At 58.2% G+C, this 13,752-nt stretch carries 17 protein-coding genes; 1 reads left to right on the forward strand and 16 read right to left on the reverse strand.

Annotated elements, in window-relative coordinates:
- Positions 1-354: 354 nt before the first annotated feature.
- From BGP85_RS05190 to BGP85_RS05205, 4 genes are all read right to left on the reverse strand, one after another.
- Entirely contained in the window at positions 355-741 is a 387-nt protein-coding gene (locus BGP85_RS05190; protein ID WP_023628779.1) for a hypothetical protein, read from the reverse strand.
- Positions 742-938: 197 nt separating this feature from the next.
- Positions 939-1,451: a single-stranded DNA-binding protein gene (locus BGP85_RS05195; protein ID WP_023628778.1), complete on the reverse strand. Its 513-nt coding sequence runs from the start codon at positions 1,449-1,451 to the stop codon at positions 939-941.
- Positions 1,452-1,464: 13 nt separating this feature from the next.
- Complete coding sequence (locus BGP85_RS05200; RefSeq protein WP_230852995.1) at positions 1,465-1,980, reverse strand: DUF3158 family protein; 516 nt, start codon at positions 1,978-1,980, stop codon at positions 1,465-1,467.
- A 26-nt stretch (positions 1,981-2,006) separates the two neighbouring features.
- The gene (locus tag BGP85_RS05205; protein ID WP_023628776.1) at positions 2,007-2,732 is read right to left on the reverse strand and encodes a PFL_4669 family integrating conjugative element protein; all 726 of its coding nucleotides are present in this window, start codon (positions 2,730-2,732) and stop codon (positions 2,007-2,009) included.
- A gap of 392 nt (positions 2,733-3,124) precedes the next feature.
- Here BGP85_RS05205 and BGP85_RS28640 point away from each other — a divergent pair, with 392 nt between their 5' ends.
- Positions 3,125-3,493: a hypothetical protein gene (locus tag BGP85_RS28640; RefSeq protein WP_143524245.1), complete on the forward strand. Its 369-nt coding sequence runs from the start codon at positions 3,125-3,127 to the stop codon at positions 3,491-3,493.
- Here BGP85_RS28640 and BGP85_RS29535 read toward each other — a convergent pair.
- The 12 genes from BGP85_RS29535 to BGP85_RS05280 all read right to left on the reverse strand — a co-directional run bounded on the left by BGP85_RS29535 (position 3,447) and on the right by BGP85_RS05280 (position 13,752).
- Positions 3,447-4,166 (reverse strand): prepilin peptidase, encoded by a 720-nt coding sequence (locus BGP85_RS29535; RefSeq protein ID WP_023628774.1) that lies wholly within the window; start codon positions 4,164-4,166, stop codon positions 3,447-3,449. The genes BGP85_RS28640 and BGP85_RS29535 overlap by 47 nt on opposite strands.
- Positions 4,159-5,457, reverse strand: a complete 1,299-nt coding sequence (locus tag BGP85_RS05220) for an STY4528 family pathogenicity island replication protein (protein WP_023628773.1) — start codon at positions 5,455-5,457, stop codon at positions 4,159-4,161. Before BGP85_RS05220 ends, BGP85_RS29535 begins: the two co-directional genes overlap by 8 nt.
- Positions 5,454-6,149 (reverse strand): DUF2857 domain-containing protein, encoded by a 696-nt coding sequence (locus BGP85_RS05225; protein WP_023628772.1) that lies wholly within the window; start codon positions 6,147-6,149, stop codon positions 5,454-5,456. Before BGP85_RS05225 ends, BGP85_RS05220 begins: the two co-directional genes overlap by 4 nt.
- 32 nt (positions 6,150-6,181) lie before the next feature.
- Complete coding sequence (locus BGP85_RS05230; RefSeq protein WP_023628771.1) at positions 6,182-7,894, reverse strand: ParB family protein; 1,713 nt, start codon at positions 7,892-7,894, stop codon at positions 6,182-6,184.
- Between the two features lies 1 nt (position 7,895).
- Positions 7,896-8,243, reverse strand: coding sequence for an Arc family DNA-binding protein (locus BGP85_RS05235; protein WP_023628770.1), 348 nt, complete (start codon positions 8,241-8,243; stop codon positions 7,896-7,898).
- Between the two features lie 11 nt (positions 8,244-8,254).
- Complete coding sequence (gene yejK, locus BGP85_RS05240) at positions 8,255-9,259, reverse strand: nucleoid-associated protein YejK (protein ID WP_023628769.1); 1,005 nt, start codon at positions 9,257-9,259, stop codon at positions 8,255-8,257.
- 225 nt (positions 9,260-9,484) lie between these two features.
- Positions 9,485-10,012 (reverse strand): hypothetical protein, encoded by a 528-nt coding sequence (locus BGP85_RS05250; protein WP_028692975.1) that lies wholly within the window; start codon positions 10,010-10,012, stop codon positions 9,485-9,487.
- 174 nt (positions 10,013-10,186) lie between these two features.
- A complete protein-coding gene (gene dnaB, locus BGP85_RS05260; protein WP_028692976.1) occupies positions 10,187-11,533 on the reverse strand; it encodes a replicative DNA helicase in 1,347 nt (448 codons plus the stop codon).
- Positions 11,530-12,228: a DUF2786 domain-containing protein gene (locus tag BGP85_RS05265; protein WP_023628766.1), complete on the reverse strand. Its 699-nt coding sequence runs from the start codon at positions 12,226-12,228 to the stop codon at positions 11,530-11,532. The genes dnaB and BGP85_RS05265 overlap by 4 nt, the downstream gene beginning before the upstream one ends.
- Positions 12,228-12,473: a hypothetical protein gene (locus tag BGP85_RS05270; RefSeq protein ID WP_023628765.1), complete on the reverse strand. Its 246-nt coding sequence runs from the start codon at positions 12,471-12,473 to the stop codon at positions 12,228-12,230. Before BGP85_RS05270 ends, BGP85_RS05265 begins: the two co-directional genes overlap by 1 nt.
- Complete coding sequence (locus tag BGP85_RS05275; protein WP_023628764.1) at positions 12,470-12,997, reverse strand: hypothetical protein; 528 nt, start codon at positions 12,995-12,997, stop codon at positions 12,470-12,472. The genes BGP85_RS05270 and BGP85_RS05275 overlap by 4 nt, the downstream gene beginning before the upstream one ends.
- The gene (locus BGP85_RS05280; RefSeq protein ID WP_023628763.1) at positions 12,994-13,752 is read right to left on the reverse strand and encodes a hypothetical protein; all 759 of its coding nucleotides are present in this window, start codon (positions 13,750-13,752) and stop codon (positions 12,994-12,996) included. The genes BGP85_RS05275 and BGP85_RS05280 overlap by 4 nt, the downstream gene beginning before the upstream one ends.

Genomic DNA, 13,752 nt, shown 5'->3' on the forward strand with positions numbered 1-13,752 from the left:
AAGCCTCGCGACAAGGCGCTTTTTTCGACTCCAGTAGCTAATTTTTAAACACGTTAGCAGCTGTAGGGTGGAGATGCCTTCAGGAAATGGTAATTTGCCAATGCGACGATTTCAACCGCCTCCTGACCTGGGCAAGCGCTGCTTGCAGCGCCCCTTCGGCCACGACTTGCCGTCCTGGTTGCGGGAGCTTCCCGAGGCGCGCGACCCTGGGCAGTAGGTTCTGGCCGCCAGGAGTTGTGTGGCATCTGACGCCAAGTGTCGAGTGGGCGGTCGCGTCGATCTGTTCTGGCTCCCAGAAACTTCACGAATGGCGGCGGAAAAATTAGGCCCCACACCAATGCCCGTGTGCCAGACCTAGTGGGGAATCATGCTTGAGCGGTAGAGTGCCGACCAAGCCAGCAGCGTCGCGCTGGGGTCCTCCAATGCGGCACGAACCATCACCTCAGCGTGTTGGCCTGTGATGTCGCAAACTGCCTGCCCAAGTCGCAGGAGCTCAGCCGTCACTCCTGCATCCCGGGCCTTGGTCGCAAACTGATACTCCTCGGCCTGCCCATACTCAAAGGTGGCCTTGAACTGGGAGCGAAGCATTTCGATGGCCTTCACCTCAGCCTCGGGCAGGAGGATGGTTTCGCCGTCGCAAAAGACCTGGGGAACGCCTTCGAGAGCATGTACGGCTTCCATGTAGCGCGAGGAGTCTACCGTCGCTTTGACGGATGGATATTCCGGGTAGTCGTGGTGCACGGGACGTTACCTCGAAGCGGAAATAGGTGGCGAGGCGCTGTCCTTGTCATCGGCAACTTCACGAACGGCGCCTGAAAAATGCCTGCCAAGATGTAGTTGGGTTTCTACGGCGAAGCTTCATCGAAGGGAGGGGTAGCTCGTAGTGACATCCTTGTCACCAGGAGCTTCGCGATGTGGCGCGCCAAATTAAGGGGGGGCTACAGAGGGATGTCGTCGTCAAAGCCTTCGCCGTAGTGGCGCATGTCCTCGGGGCTCGGCTGAGGCACGTTTTGAGCCTGGCCACCGCTGGTCTGACTGCGCGCCTGACCCTGCGGTTGGTTGGTCGGACGCTGACCGCCGCCGCCGCCAGACAGAGATACGTGCTCGATGCGATGTGGAAGAATCGCGATCCGGCTGGCTTCGACCTTGAGCGCAGACACCTCCTGGCCACTTTGTTTATCCGTCCAGCTGTCCATGATCGCGCGGCCAATCACCACAACGCGCATGCCCTTCTGGAACAGCGCTGCGAACCGCTCGGCATCCTGGTGCCACCATTCGACGTTGGCCCAGAAGCCACCACGATCCTTGTAGCCACCCTGGCCATCAGGGATCGAGTTGTCGAACATCACATTGAGTCGCAGCATGTGCCGCGGATCTTTGTTGCCGTTGGCGAACGACCGGTGCTCGGCAGCGTTGCCGACGTTGCCTTCCCAAACTACTGGTGTACCCATGGTGTATCTCCGTTCAGTGTTGAGGTGGGTTCATGACCTGCTGCAGTCGAGCCTGATATTCGGCCTCGGCCTGCCCCATTTTTTCTGCGCACTCGGCGGCCTGTTTGCCGATTGAGTGGATGAGGCTGATCTGCATGTTCAGGGTGATTCGGTGTTGCTCCAGGGCAAACAGGTCCTGCAGCAAGTGGGTTGGTGTTTTGGGGGCGTGGATCATCTGGGCCCATACGCCGACACCCATGCGCCGACCTTGCACGCTTTGCCAGCGAAGAAAGGTTGTGCCAGCCGCTGTGTTTTGCTCGATGAGCCTGACGGGCAGCAGGGCGAATGGATGTTGACGGACCTGGGCCAGCACTTCCTGGGTAATGGCGCGCAACCCTGCCTCCAGCGATGCGCAATGCTCCGCCAACTGGATCAGCTCCCCCTTACCTTTAAAGGGCTTTAAAAGGCCTTTTAGTGAGGCACTCTGTTGCAGCGCCTGATAGGCACCCTGTTGCAGCGGTTTGAAGGCACCCTGTTGCAGGGCCTCCATGGGTTGGGGGTCCAAACGCATCAGGATCAGGCCTCGCCTTCGAGATCGTCATCCAGATCCTCGACCGGGTCTGCGGAACCACGGCGGATGGGCGGGGCAAAGTTCGACCTGCGGGTGCCTTCCAGGATGTCCTGGGGGATGTCGCCGTAGCGCTTGTACATCTCGCGCGCGTTTTCAGCCCGTGCATTGTTGGCGGCGAAGTCGTCACGCGATGCACCGGAGAATCGATGGAGCTGGGCCAGTCCAAAAAGACTGCGCAGCAGGTGAGCACCCTCGTCTATCCAGATCTCGCCATCGCGGCGGCCGATCATGGCGACGTGCTGAGCCAGCAGGATGCGGCGGACGACTTCGTCGTATTGAGTCAGTAGATGGACGCCCTTGAAGCCCAGCGGGTTGGAAATGAAGAGTGGCAGCTTCAGCGGTTGAATGGAGAGGTTCTCACCGATTTCGAGCGCCTTGGGCAACTGGGCCATCACTTCATCCAGGCGGCTGTCGATGGCCTTCAGGGCATCGTCCACTTCCTGAATCTTCTCTTCGATCCTGATCATCCACCAGTCCGAGTATGGGTCGTCCTGGGCCGCTCCACGGTCGATCTGGTTGATCTTGAGGCAGAAGCCCGCCAGCCCGAGGATGCTGTGTTTGTCATCGGTCTTCTGGCGGCCCAGCCAGATTCGGGCAGCATGGTGGGTGTGGAGAGTCAGCTGGACCTGGCTCCTGAGGGAGCCGATGTTGAGCTGATAGTTGTCAGCCATGGACATGGTTTCCTTATATAAGGTGGGTGAACGATGTCCATGCTGCTTTTAGGCTGTTGGGCGCGCAGTAATAAATGAAGAACCCGGGGTGCTGGATTTGTCATAGTCGGCGCACACCATCCTGGTGTTGCGGGCCGCAACACTCCCAGGTGGTGCCGGTGACAACACTCGATCGGGCTCACGGCGGTGCCGGTGCCGGTGAATGATGCGGGCCGCATCACTGTCAGGTGGTTCCAGTGGAACCACTCGACCTGGCTCGCGCCGGTGCCGGTGCCAGTGAATGATGCGGGCCGCATCACTATCAGGGGATTCTGGTGGAACCACTCGACCCGGCTCGCGCCGGTGCCGGTGCCAGTGAATGATGCGGGCCGCATCACTATCAGGGGATTCTGGTGGAACCACTCGACCCGGCCTCGGCGCCGGTGTCGAATCAGGTGAGTGATGCGGGCCGCATCACTATCAGGCGATTCCAGTGGAATCACTCGACCTGGCTCACGGCGGTGCCGGTGCCGGTGAATGATGCGGGCCGCATCACTGTCAGGTGGTTCCAGTGGAACCACTCGACCTGGCTCGCGCCGGTGTCGGTGCCAGTGAATGATGCGGGCCTCACTATCAGGGGATTCCGGTGGAACCACTCGACCTGGCTCGCGCCGGTGTCGATGCCGGTGAATGATGCGGGCCGCATCACTCGACTAATGGTCCATGGGTTATTAATCAATGAGTTAGAATCACAAATGCGCTCCAGCCTGCGGCGGAGATGAACGGACCAAATGGAATTCTTGCGTCGGTAGATCGCTTTCCCAGGAGTATGAGAAGCATTGCGGCTAGACCTGCACCTAGCAGAGAGCAAACTACAGTCCAGCCAAGTACCTGTAGGCCACCCCACGCACCCATCAATGCCAACAGCTTAATGTCGCCTCTACCGATGCTTTCTCGGCCAGTGATTAGTCCGGTTAGTTGACTCACAGACCAGAAGAAGCCAAAGCCAACGACACACCCCCAAAGAGCGTCCTGCAGTACCGTGAACAGTCCGAAGGAGTTGAGGACTAAGCCGGCCCAGAGTCCTGGTATTACCAGCGAATCCGGCAGTAGGTGGTGCTCACTGTCGATCAAGCTCAAAGCCAGAAGCATCCAGGTAAACAGCAGGGCACAGAAGGCCTGCATAGTTGGCCCAAAATGCATTGTCACCACGAGTGACAACGCAGCGCAGCTAATCTGCGCGGTCCAGATTACTCGCGAAGGGGTTCTGGCCGGTTGAAGGTCGGAATGTTTCTCTGAATCCAGCCCCAGCAGTTCCCGTGCATCCCGCTGCCATTGGCGCTTGAGGAGTGCAGGTAGGCAGCAAGCGCCCCAGGTACAAACGCGGCCCGCCAGCATACCAATCACAACAGAGGCAAATCCCAGGGTGATCGTAGAACCCATCCAATCACTCATCGGTGGGCTCCACGCGGCGTCGAGGGTCAAGCAGGGCCTGCAGCGAGGTCAGCGCGGAATTTGCTGTCTGCATCGCAGTCGCTGTCGGTGCCGGCTTGGGAACGGCGGGCTGAGTGGGCCGTGCTACCACGCTGGCCGCTGGCGATGACGTCGGAGTTGCAGCAGGCGCTGTAGGGCTCCACTCTGCGTTGAAGTCACCCCGTATGGCCTTGCCTGCAAGGCTCGTCAGGTACGCGAGGGGCTTGGCGACACTCCCGCTAGTACAGCGATGCTTCCACTGGTTGATCACCGCCTCTCGGAGATTCTCCGGTACCGGCCCCATGATCTCACGTGCCTTCACACGGTCCTCTGGCTTGAGGAGATCTAGGGCAAGTAACCAGTTCACACCTGCACTCTCGCGCGGTTGTACAGAGCTTTTAGATACAGACTTGTCTGTATTTGTATACGTACTAGCTGAGTTCGGAATCCGAACTGAGGGTGAACTCAGTGGTTTCAGGCTGAGTTCGGAATCCGAACTGAGGGGGAGGGCCCCCTGTTTCGCTGAGTTCGTACTGAGTTCGGATTCCGAACTCAGTCCATCCACGGCTAAGTCTTGCTGAGTTCGGATTCCGAACTCAGGCGCAGGCAGTGCATTTTGTTTGGTTTCAACTGCCCAGGTCTGGGCGTTCAGTCGATCGCTAATCGTGTCAATGCGCGAGGGAAGTCGTCGCCCAACGTCTGGATCGCTGGTGAATTCTCTCCAGGTAATTGCCGCGATGTCCTTGATCGCTTTGTTCTGATGCTCCATGGATTGCATCAGCAAGGTCATATAGTCCTTGTCGAACTCCAGGGCCTCCGCCGGCGTGACAGGCTCGTCGTGTAGGAGGTAGACGTTCCCCTGAACCTGGCCGTTGATCTCATTCCGCACCGTCCGGCCCAGGCTTAACCAGCGGGTCAGACGGAGCACCGTCAAGGCTTTTGCCACGGTTTCTCTAGAGGCGTGTTTACCTGGATTCATGCCGAGGTAGGGCCGCAGTTGGTCATAGGTGGGGAAAGCCGTGATTCCATCTTCATTGACCAGCAGTCGAAAGACTTGCCAGCAATTGCGTTCCAAGGGGGTCAACCGATTGTCGAGTAGGAGTTTACGCGGGACCGTTTCATGCGGATTTCCGCTGAAAATTATCCCGGAGTAGGGTGTAGCAGGCGCTGCAGTAGGGGCGGTGTCCTCAGCTCTCTTCTTCTGCACATGGGCCTCGAGTTGCCCCGAGGCCGAATCTAGGAGCGTGGAAATCGGGAACCGTGTGAGCTTCATCTTCTCTGATCGCCTTCTCCAGGATGGATAGAGGCGGTGCCGCTTTCATCGACATGACGTAGGCCGCCCTCATCCAAAAGGGTGAGCTGTCGTCGCTCAGTGACTCGGGAGCGTTCAGTGCTGCCTGGATACAAGCCTTGTTCGACCCACTGAGTGATCCGTGACCAGATCTGCGCAAGCGTGAGACCGTCCGTGCTCAGCTCCTCGGCAACCAGCATGGCCACGTCGAGCATGGCCAAGCTGTCCTCGAGCTCGACGCGGTGCTCATCCATCAACTTGGTCCAGCGATGCCAAATATGGTGATCCTGATCTTCAGAGAGCTCTGGCCATCGACCGCGTGGGGCACGCACCCCAATGACGGTACGCTGCAAGGCTATCTCTTGAGGTGTGAGCCCGAAGAACTTGCCGAGCAAGCTGGTCGTGGCCCCCAGCCGGATCGCGCGCTCGATAAGCCGAGTTTCCTCTTCTGTACGCGCGGCGCCGGTCAGCAGCTTGAGGATCATTGAGCTGTTGATTGACACGTTGACCCATGAAACAGGGGTATTGCGGAGCAAACTGAGGACTGTTGGGTGCTGGATCTGGCCCAGCACCTCTGGTTCAACTCCCATCTCTACACAGCGCTGAAGTTGACCGTTACGCATGAGGTCAAGCAGCTGTGAGAGAACCGCTTCGTTAAGTGTTGACTTGGACATTGAGACTCCCTCCCATTCATCTCATCGAGTGTTCAGTTGTCCTGGACTGGCGAGGACCGTTTGAACTCTTCGATTTCCAAGTCGATCAGGCGTCGAGCCAGCCGAATGATGCGGAATAACTTGACCAGCGCACCGTCACTCAAACGACCTTCGTCACCTGGTGCCTGCTCAGCACCCAGAGGTTGGCCCAGCAGCAGTTGGCCCAGGCCGGCAGCAAACTCAAATTCGCCCAATGCACTGGCAGGGTTTGGTTGCTCGTTCAGCATCTTGAGTGCGATAGCCATCGCACCGCTCAATGACTGAAGCAGTGTCAGCGTATGTTGAGCTGTTGCAGTGACTTCAACTTCGGTCTCCGGCTGTTTGTACTTGAACCCGATCCCTCCATCGATTACCTGGATATCGCCAGGGCCGTTGACAGATTCGAGGATCTCCACGGCCAGTTGGGCTACCTGGTTGCGCAACTCGCCAGGTTGGTCAATCTGACGCTCGATGTACCAGAGGTCGGTAATGGGGTGCAGTCCGCCGGCTTGCACGGGGATGGCGACCAGGCAGTTCGAGTTGAAATCGGGCAGCGTTTCCCCGCTGAGGGCGGCAACCTTCGCTTTTGTCTCGATCACCCGCTGGCTGAGGTTCGTTGGGGACGCGATATGCCCTGCAATCCGTTCCTGCTCTTGCTCTGGTGTGAGCGAAGCTCCCGGCATTGGAGCAGCTGGCTGGTGGGGAGGCTGAGAAGGCTTCGGCGAACTCCCAGTAGCTTCAGGTAGCTGTTGCGATGCCGGTACCGGTACCGGTGAAGCTGTACCAGTACCCAAAAGACTGGCGGGATGATTACTGGACTTGCCGGTACTCGGCACTTCTACCACTGGCGTTGAGCGACGGAGCTTATCCTGCTGCTGGGTAATCTCCAGCAGAATGTCCTCGTAGCCGAGCTGCAGCGATTTTTTCATCGTGCCGATGAGCTCGTCCTGGAAGCGCTGGAACAGGAATTCTTCCGCTTCTCCCTCGAACTGGGCAAGGACGTCCTGGAACAGCATTTCGAAGTCAACGCCTTCATTGCTGTAATGCTTGTCCCAGCAAGCCAATGCAGATTTTCTCAGCGCGATTATTTTCGTGATCCGGTCGATACCGAGACCGGAGTAGAGCAAACCAGGCACTGCAGGCAGCAAAAATTGCAGGGTATCCAGCATCCTGCTGATATGGGACTGAGAAATAGGGTACCCATCTTTAGATAGGCGTCGAGCGAGCTCGCGCTGGGAAATGGTCTCGCCGCTTTCCTCCTCATAAAGCGCCTTCGCTCGACCCACCGCGACAGCTCTCTCGATGAATTTGAGCTCACCTTTGAGATCCTCGGCCAGGTGACCGGTGAGCATCACGATCTCGCCTCGGATCTGATCCCATGGGCGGAACAGAACATTAATCCTCTGAAACCTTTCGTCGCCAGTTTCCTGGAACAGCTCCTTCAGAATTGTGATTCGCGTGTTCCCACCGTTGCGGATCCGGTATTTTTCCTCTCCAGGTCTGCGTGTTACAGGCGGAGGGGTGTCGAGGCCACGGTGGCGGATCGACTCCTTGAGTTCATCGTATCGTGGGTTGCGAGTGGTACGAGGGTTATCCTCCCAAGGGAGGACCTGCTCGACAGTCAGCACCAATGGGGTGTCCGCGATAGGGTCACTCATGGCCGCGGTGGTGCCTGTAGGGGTGAAGCCTGGAGCGAGAAGCTTGGCTTTGAGGTCTGTAGCGGCCATCTCAAGCTCCTACCGCAGCAACGTGCGGGTGAGCCAGAGGAGAGTGGCGAACCAGGTGCAGCACTTCCTGAATGTCGTCTTGAGTTGGAACAGCATTTTGCAACAGGCGATCGATGATCCGGTATGCGCGGGTCAGCTCGGATCTCAACTCCTCTGCGTTGGCGCCGTCGCCCTGGGCTTTCTGCGCCGGCTCAAATTGACCGTTGAGTAGCGATTGCTCGAGGCGATCGATGATTTCGCTGTTCATGGAACGATGGTTCTTGCGGGCGACTTCTGCCACTTGTTCACGCATGCCATTCGGCAGGCGAACCACGAACTTGTCAGCGGTACGGGAATTGGTTGCGTTCATGGTGGTTCTCCTTACTGGCGGCGTTTGAGTTGGTCGGTGAGCTGAGTGGGCAGGTTCTTGATCGTCAGCGAGCCGGTGTCGGCGTCGTAGGTGACGTTGGAACCGAGCAGGTGCGCCTCAAAGCTGATCGACAGACCTTCGGCGCGGCCGGTGAAACGGCGGAACTGGTTGAGTGTGCGCTTATCGGCCGGGATCTCAGGGGATAGGCCGTAGTCGCTATTGCGGATGTGGTCGTAAAACGCCTGAGGGCGGTCTTCATCGAGAGTCTGGGACAGCTCTTGAAGAGAGAGGGGCTGCCCCAGCTTCGTTTGGGTGGTGGCATAGTCGAGCAGCGCGTGGGTTTTCTCCCGGGCGCTTTCTTCTGGGAGATCCTCTTTCTCGACGTAGTCGGTGAATGCCTTGAGAAGCGTGCGGGTTTCACCTGGCCCGTCGACGCCTTCTTGGCACCCGATGAAGTCGCGGAAGTAGTCCGAACTCTTCCTGCCGTTTTTGCCTTTAACGAAGGAAATGTACTGCTTCGAGTTAGGGTTGTTGCGCCACTCGCTCAGGTTGATCCGGGCCGCGCAGGAGAAGTTGCTGGTGTCCAGGTAGCGAGAGGCTACAACATTAAGATCACCGTCCAGGCTGACGGTTTCGACCTGCTGGAGGACAGCGATCATCAAGTACTCAGTCAAGCCTTGTTGGTAATGGCTGAAGAACACGTGGCCACCGGTGGACAGGTTGACCTCTTCAAGCAGTTTCTGCAGGTGTTCGACAGACACACGGCTGAAGCTGGTGAAGTCTTGCTGCTCCTCCAGGTACTGTTTCAGCCAACCGCTGAATGGGTACGCACCCGACTCCCCATGGAAGAAGCCCCACGCTTTGCCTTGCTTGGCGTTGTAGCTGTCGTTCAGGTCGCCCTGGAGACTCACGATAGCATCGGACGGTGGGAGCTCAGTGTCACGGGCATGAAGGACGGCGGGGCTGCCGTCGGGCTGCTTGTCGAGCTGGTGAATAATTACGTGTCGGATCGGCATTATTGAATCCCCCGCGAGGAGCTGTTTTGGACTTCCGCACGTCGAAGCAACGCCCGGGTGTTGCGCTCGGAACGGTGGTCGCTAGGTGTGCAGGAAGTGAAAATCGGTGCGAAGCCGGACTTGCTGAACTTCAGGTGGCCGCTATTGGACCTGGAGAGAGTCCAGCCCTCGGAGAGGGCAAACTCAGCAAGCCGGCGGACACTGTCGTGGGCGCCGCGAAGAAGGTTACGCATTGGATCCGGCCTCCTTCGGGCAAAGTGCATCACCCGCTTGGATGGCCACGATTTCCGGGGTGCAGCCCGGATATTGGGTGGCCAGGTCGGTGAGGAACTCACGTGCAGTCTCGCGCGATCCAGGAATCCGGAAGACCACGGTGCAGTGATGAGCCTCGTCCACGGAGCTGGTCAGATGGGGGGTTACTGCAACCTTCAGACCGCAGCTCAGGAGGTGCCTTGGTACCCATACTGACCAGAAGTAATTGGTCAGCAGGGCTGGTTGGCCAAGGAGGGTCGCTGCCAGCGTTCCAGCATCATGGCTTTCCAGCTCGACGTACTGCAGCTGTGCAAGCTCTTGCAGAGCCTCATTCAGCTCAACAGGCACCGTGGTTTCACCGAACTGGGTGAGCCGTGAGACAACCTGGCTGAGAGCATCCAGCCAAACCGCGTTTACGCCAGACTGGTGCGCGAATGCCAAGGCCGATTGGTCGGTGTTTGCGATTGCAGGGATCGAAGGGTAGATCTGCTCAGCCTGCATTGGGCACCTCCGAGAGAGGAACGGGGTCATAGCTGCCGCAGACCGGGCATACCAGAACCTCTGCCTCACCTTCAGGGGTATGCTCAGCAGGATGCACCTGCCGTACCTGATGAAGCGCGAAGTGCCGGCCACAGTTAAGGCAGCCATGCGTAATCAGATGGGATTCTGTGAGCGTCATGCGGCAGCTCCTTGCCAATGGTCAGCAGTGAGGTTTGCGAAGCGAGTTTGGTTGGCGATAAAGGCTGCGCGTACATAGCCCGTAGGCCCTTGGCGTTGTTTGCCGATAATCAGCTCGGCAATCCCCTTGAACTCGGTGTTTTCGTTGTACACCTCGTCTCGGTACACGAAGAGGATGATGTCGGCGTCTTGCTCGATCGCTCCGCTGTCGCGCAGATCGGCGTTGACTGGTCGTTTGTTCTGACGTTGCTCCAGAGCCCGGTTGAGCTGAGAAAGAGCTACGAAGGGGCAGTTGAATTCCTTCGCGATTCCCTTGAGGGAACGAGATATCTCGCTGATCTCATTGGCCCGGTTCTCTTGCCCAGGGCAGCGCATGAGTTGCAGGTAATCCGCCATGATCAAGCAGGGCCTCCCAAAGCGCCGGCTAGCGCGTCGAACCTTGGCGCGCATCGCAGCAGGAGTGAGGTTTGCACTGTCATCGATGACCAGACGGTTGCCGTATGCGCTCATGCGATGCACGGCGGCGGAGAGTTTGGGCCAGTCCTCGTCCTGCAACTGACCGGACAGGAGCCTGCTCAGGTCGATGTGGCCCAAAATTGCCAGCATTCGGTAGATGAGGGCCTCGGTAGGCATCTCCATGCTGAAAACCAGCACGATCTCGTCAGGCTTACTGTTCAGCGCGGCATCTACGATGCTCAAGCAGAACGAGGTCTTGCCCATGGATGGGCGCGCGCCGACGATGATCAGGTCTGCTGGCTGCAGGCCGCGCGTCATTTCATCGAGATCGGTGATGCCTGTTGGCACCCCCGTTACGGTCACATGACCGTTGAAATTCGCGTCGATCTTGTCGACGACAGAGAGCAGTGCCTCGTTCATGTTGGCGAATTCACGTACAACGCGACCTTCGCCCAGCGCGAACAGCTTCTGCTCGAGCGTGTCCTGAACCTCCGCCGCGTCAGCAGCAAGTTCAGCTGCATCCCGTGTCCCCTGGAAACACAGGGACATGATGCGACGAAGGTGTGCGCGATTACGCACGATCTCCGCATACGATTGGATATTCGCTACAGACGGGGTGTTCTTGGCCAGCTCTGCCAGGTAGGAAAGTCCTCCAACCTCCTCGGGGACGGCCATCTGCTCGAAAATCGTGACCACGTCGAAAGGGCTGTTTTTCTCTGACAGTTCTTGGATAGCGGTGAAAATCAGCCTGTGTTCGCCCCGAAAGAAGTCATCTGCCTGCAGTAGGTCACCGACGAGATCCCAGGCTTCGTTGTCCAGCATCAGCCCGCCCAGGACGCCCTGTTCCGCCTCCATGGAGTGAGGAGGTGAATAGCTCAGGTCGGTCATCTGGCACCCCCGTGGGAAATGCCAGGCTGTTCGGTGCGGCCAACTCCGTGGTGGAGCTGAGCATGCCGGCCTTGCCGAATACCTGCGTACAGAGAGCTACGATCGTGGCCTTTGGCTTCGCTTGGCGTGATGTCGCTTTGCTTCAAGTCAGGGTGATGCACGGTCAAGTAGGCCGTGATCTCAGCCTTGATCTCCGGAGCCAGGTCACCCGCGAACTCTCGAACTTTGTAGGCCACTGCTCCAATCCAACCCTCCGCAAACAGTTGGCCGCGGCGTCGTTTGGTCTTCAGCTGGCACCGTTTCTGCTGCGAGACATGCTCGCGACGTGCTTTCTGTAACTGCAGGACGAGGCTGCTGTAGGCATAGGCAGCCAGATCCGGACCGATACCCTTGCCCAGGAACTTGAAGCAGTAACCCTTCAATGGGTGGTAGTAAGAGAGGTGGCTGCAGTCGAATGCGGCTGCACATGTTCCGGCGAGGGCATGCAACCAATCCGCTGGGGATCGACGTGTGCCCGTGGGGATACTTGCTTCAAGAACTTGGCTGGCCCGCAGTTCGTCTGCGTCGATGTTGTACTGGGCCATGAGCGAGCGGGCCTGGCGCAATGCGATTGCTGCCTCGTTCGTGTTTGCCCCTGGGCTGTTGGCCAAGGCCATCAGCTTGGTGACTTTGTCGAGGATCTTCTGCTTGTCCATCAGGAGCCCTCCCCAAGTTGGCGAGGTTGTCCACGCATAGCTGATGCGATCAGCACCAGGAGATTCAGCGTCCCGACCGTGCCGAGCGCATAGGCCGAGTAGACCGAACCCTGCAGAGCGATTTCGGCGAGCGGGGCTTTGAAGATCGAACCCAAGCCATAGGCGGTCGCCAGTGCCACAGAGCAGTTCATGAGGTACAGGCAAAGCGTGCCAGCGAACTGGGAAATAGAGGCAGGATTCATCATGCAGCCTCCGCGCGATGAGCCTTCGAAGCCGCTAAGGCCGCTTTGTAACTGGCCTTGGCGTCTTTCTTGGTCTTGCACCACTCGCCCGTAGCACGGCTTGAGCTCATGCGACAGCCGGACTCTATAGAGATCAGGCTGCCCACTTCGCTGTAGCCGAATGACTTACAACGATGCTCAATCGTGGGTTTTTCGATCCCGAGCCATTCGTGAAACTCAAGCCCGCTGTCTGCATCCAGAAACTCGTCATACCGAGTGAGTTTTGGTAGCGGAGGGAGGCTGGTCTCTGCGAAGTGCTGGCCCTGACTCGTAGCGCGATAAACAACTTCATCCTGGGGACAAAAAGCTGGAGGCTTTCCGCACGACATGAGCCCTGCTGCGACGAGCACGTCGAGCTGTCGTGCATCGCTGCAACCTGGGCTTGTGAGAAAGTAATTGCGGCTAACTGTGCGCCGGTGTCTGTTTTCGGCGGACAGACCCAAGGTGTGCCAGAGAAGGTCGAGCTGCTGTTGGCTGACGTTGTTCATGCTTGGCCCTCCTGCTTCGCCCCATCGGGGGAGAGAGCCTCTTTCCACAGGCGCAGGGTCTCGCGTTCGTCTGCTGTCAAGGCAGCCAGGCCAACAGCTTCGGCCACTTTCTCCTGCAGGAGTCGCAGACGTTCCTCAACCGACGAACCATCGTCATAAGCAAGGTGGCTGGTCAGGTCGCTGATCATGAAGTAACGGAGTGTTTGGATATTCCCGACCCGGTGTTGCTCAGGTGAGGCCCCGTAGAGTCGATCAGGCGTCTTCAGATCGCTCCTGACGTAGAGGTTGAATTCAGATGGGTTGTAGGAGGTATGGAACTGTCGTGCACGATTCAGGATGAGTGCAGCCTTGATCGTCTCGAGCCGTTCTTCATGGGTTTCGGTGGGCAAGGGGAATGTACGCGCAACGAGCTGCTTCGCCAGTGCATCACGGGCATCTTGCCGGCGTTTCGTGTCCTTCTCGGTCCGAACAAGTTTTTCCTTGGCATGAGTAACGTTGTTGCCGATGGATTCAACCAGGCGCGATGCGTCGAGCAGAAGCTGCCGTTGAGCATCGGTCAGGTGCTCTCCGAGTTTTCCGAGTAGCCCAGACTCTTTATTCCAGTGATACCCGAACTTGCGCAGATCACCTGCGATGGAGGTGAGCCGGGTTTGGACGCTGCGAAGGTCCTTGGCGGAGTGCGTTCTCCCGAGTTGCAGAACCAGTTCGGTAGTGATGTCGCTGGCATCGGTGATGACGATGGGTCTCTTGGCCAT

It is taken from the genome of Pseudomonas putida (genome assembly GCF_002906855.1).
GTDB classification, from domain to species: domain Bacteria; phylum Pseudomonadota; class Gammaproteobacteria; order Pseudomonadales; family Pseudomonadaceae; genus Aquipseudomonas; species Aquipseudomonas putida_N.

What these genes read in the sequence shown, in the direction of transcription:
- BGP85_RS05275 (WP_023628764.1), bottom strand. Translation starts at nt 12,997, where the DNA reads ATGAACAACGTCAGCCAACAGCAGCTCGACCTTCTCTGGCACACCTTG.
- BGP85_RS05205 (WP_023628776.1), bottom strand. Translation starts at nt 2,732, where the DNA reads ATGGCTGACAACTATCAGCTCAACATCGGCTCCCTCAGGAGCCAGGTC.
- BGP85_RS05220 (WP_023628773.1), bottom strand. Translation starts at nt 5,457, where the DNA reads ATGAAGCTCACACGGTTCCCGATTTCCACGCTCCTAGATTCGGCCTCG.
- BGP85_RS05235 (WP_023628770.1), bottom strand. Translation starts at nt 8,243, where the DNA reads ATGAACGCAACCAATTCCCGTACCGCTGACAAGTTCGTGGTTCGCCTG.
- BGP85_RS29535 (WP_023628774.1), bottom strand. Translation starts at nt 4,166, where the DNA reads ATGAGTGATTGGATGGGTTCTACGATCACCCTGGGATTTGCCTCTGTT.
- BGP85_RS05280 (WP_023628763.1), bottom strand. Translation starts at nt 13,752, where the DNA reads ATGGCCAAGAGACCCATCGTCATCACCGATGCCAGCGACATCACTACC.
- BGP85_RS05225 (WP_023628772.1), bottom strand. Translation starts at nt 6,149, where the DNA reads ATGTCCAAGTCAACACTTAACGAAGCGGTTCTCTCACAGCTGCTTGAC.
- yejK (WP_023628769.1), bottom strand. Translation starts at nt 9,259, where the DNA reads ATGCCGATCCGACACGTAATTATTCACCAGCTCGACAAGCAGCCCGAC.
- BGP85_RS05195 (WP_023628778.1), bottom strand. Translation starts at nt 1,451, where the DNA reads ATGGGTACACCAGTAGTTTGGGAAGGCAACGTCGGCAACGCTGCCGAG.
- BGP85_RS05200 (WP_230852995.1), bottom strand. Translation starts at nt 1,980, where the DNA reads ATGGAGGCCCTGCAACAGGGTGCCTTCAAACCGCTGCAACAGGGTGCC.
- BGP85_RS05250 (WP_028692975.1), bottom strand. Translation starts at nt 10,012, where the DNA reads ATGCAGGCTGAGCAGATCTACCCTTCGATCCCTGCAATCGCAAACACC.
- BGP85_RS05270 (WP_023628765.1), bottom strand. Translation starts at nt 12,473, where the DNA reads ATGATGAATCCTGCCTCTATTTCCCAGTTCGCTGGCACGCTTTGCCTG.
- dnaB (WP_028692976.1), bottom strand. Translation starts at nt 11,533, where the DNA reads ATGACCGACCTGAGCTATTCACCTCCTCACTCCATGGAGGCGGAACAG.
- BGP85_RS05230 (WP_023628771.1), bottom strand. Translation starts at nt 7,894, where the DNA reads ATGGCCGCTACAGACCTCAAAGCCAAGCTTCTCGCTCCAGGCTTCACC.
- BGP85_RS05265 (WP_023628766.1), bottom strand. Translation starts at nt 12,228, where the DNA reads ATGGACAAGCAGAAGATCCTCGACAAAGTCACCAAGCTGATGGCCTTG.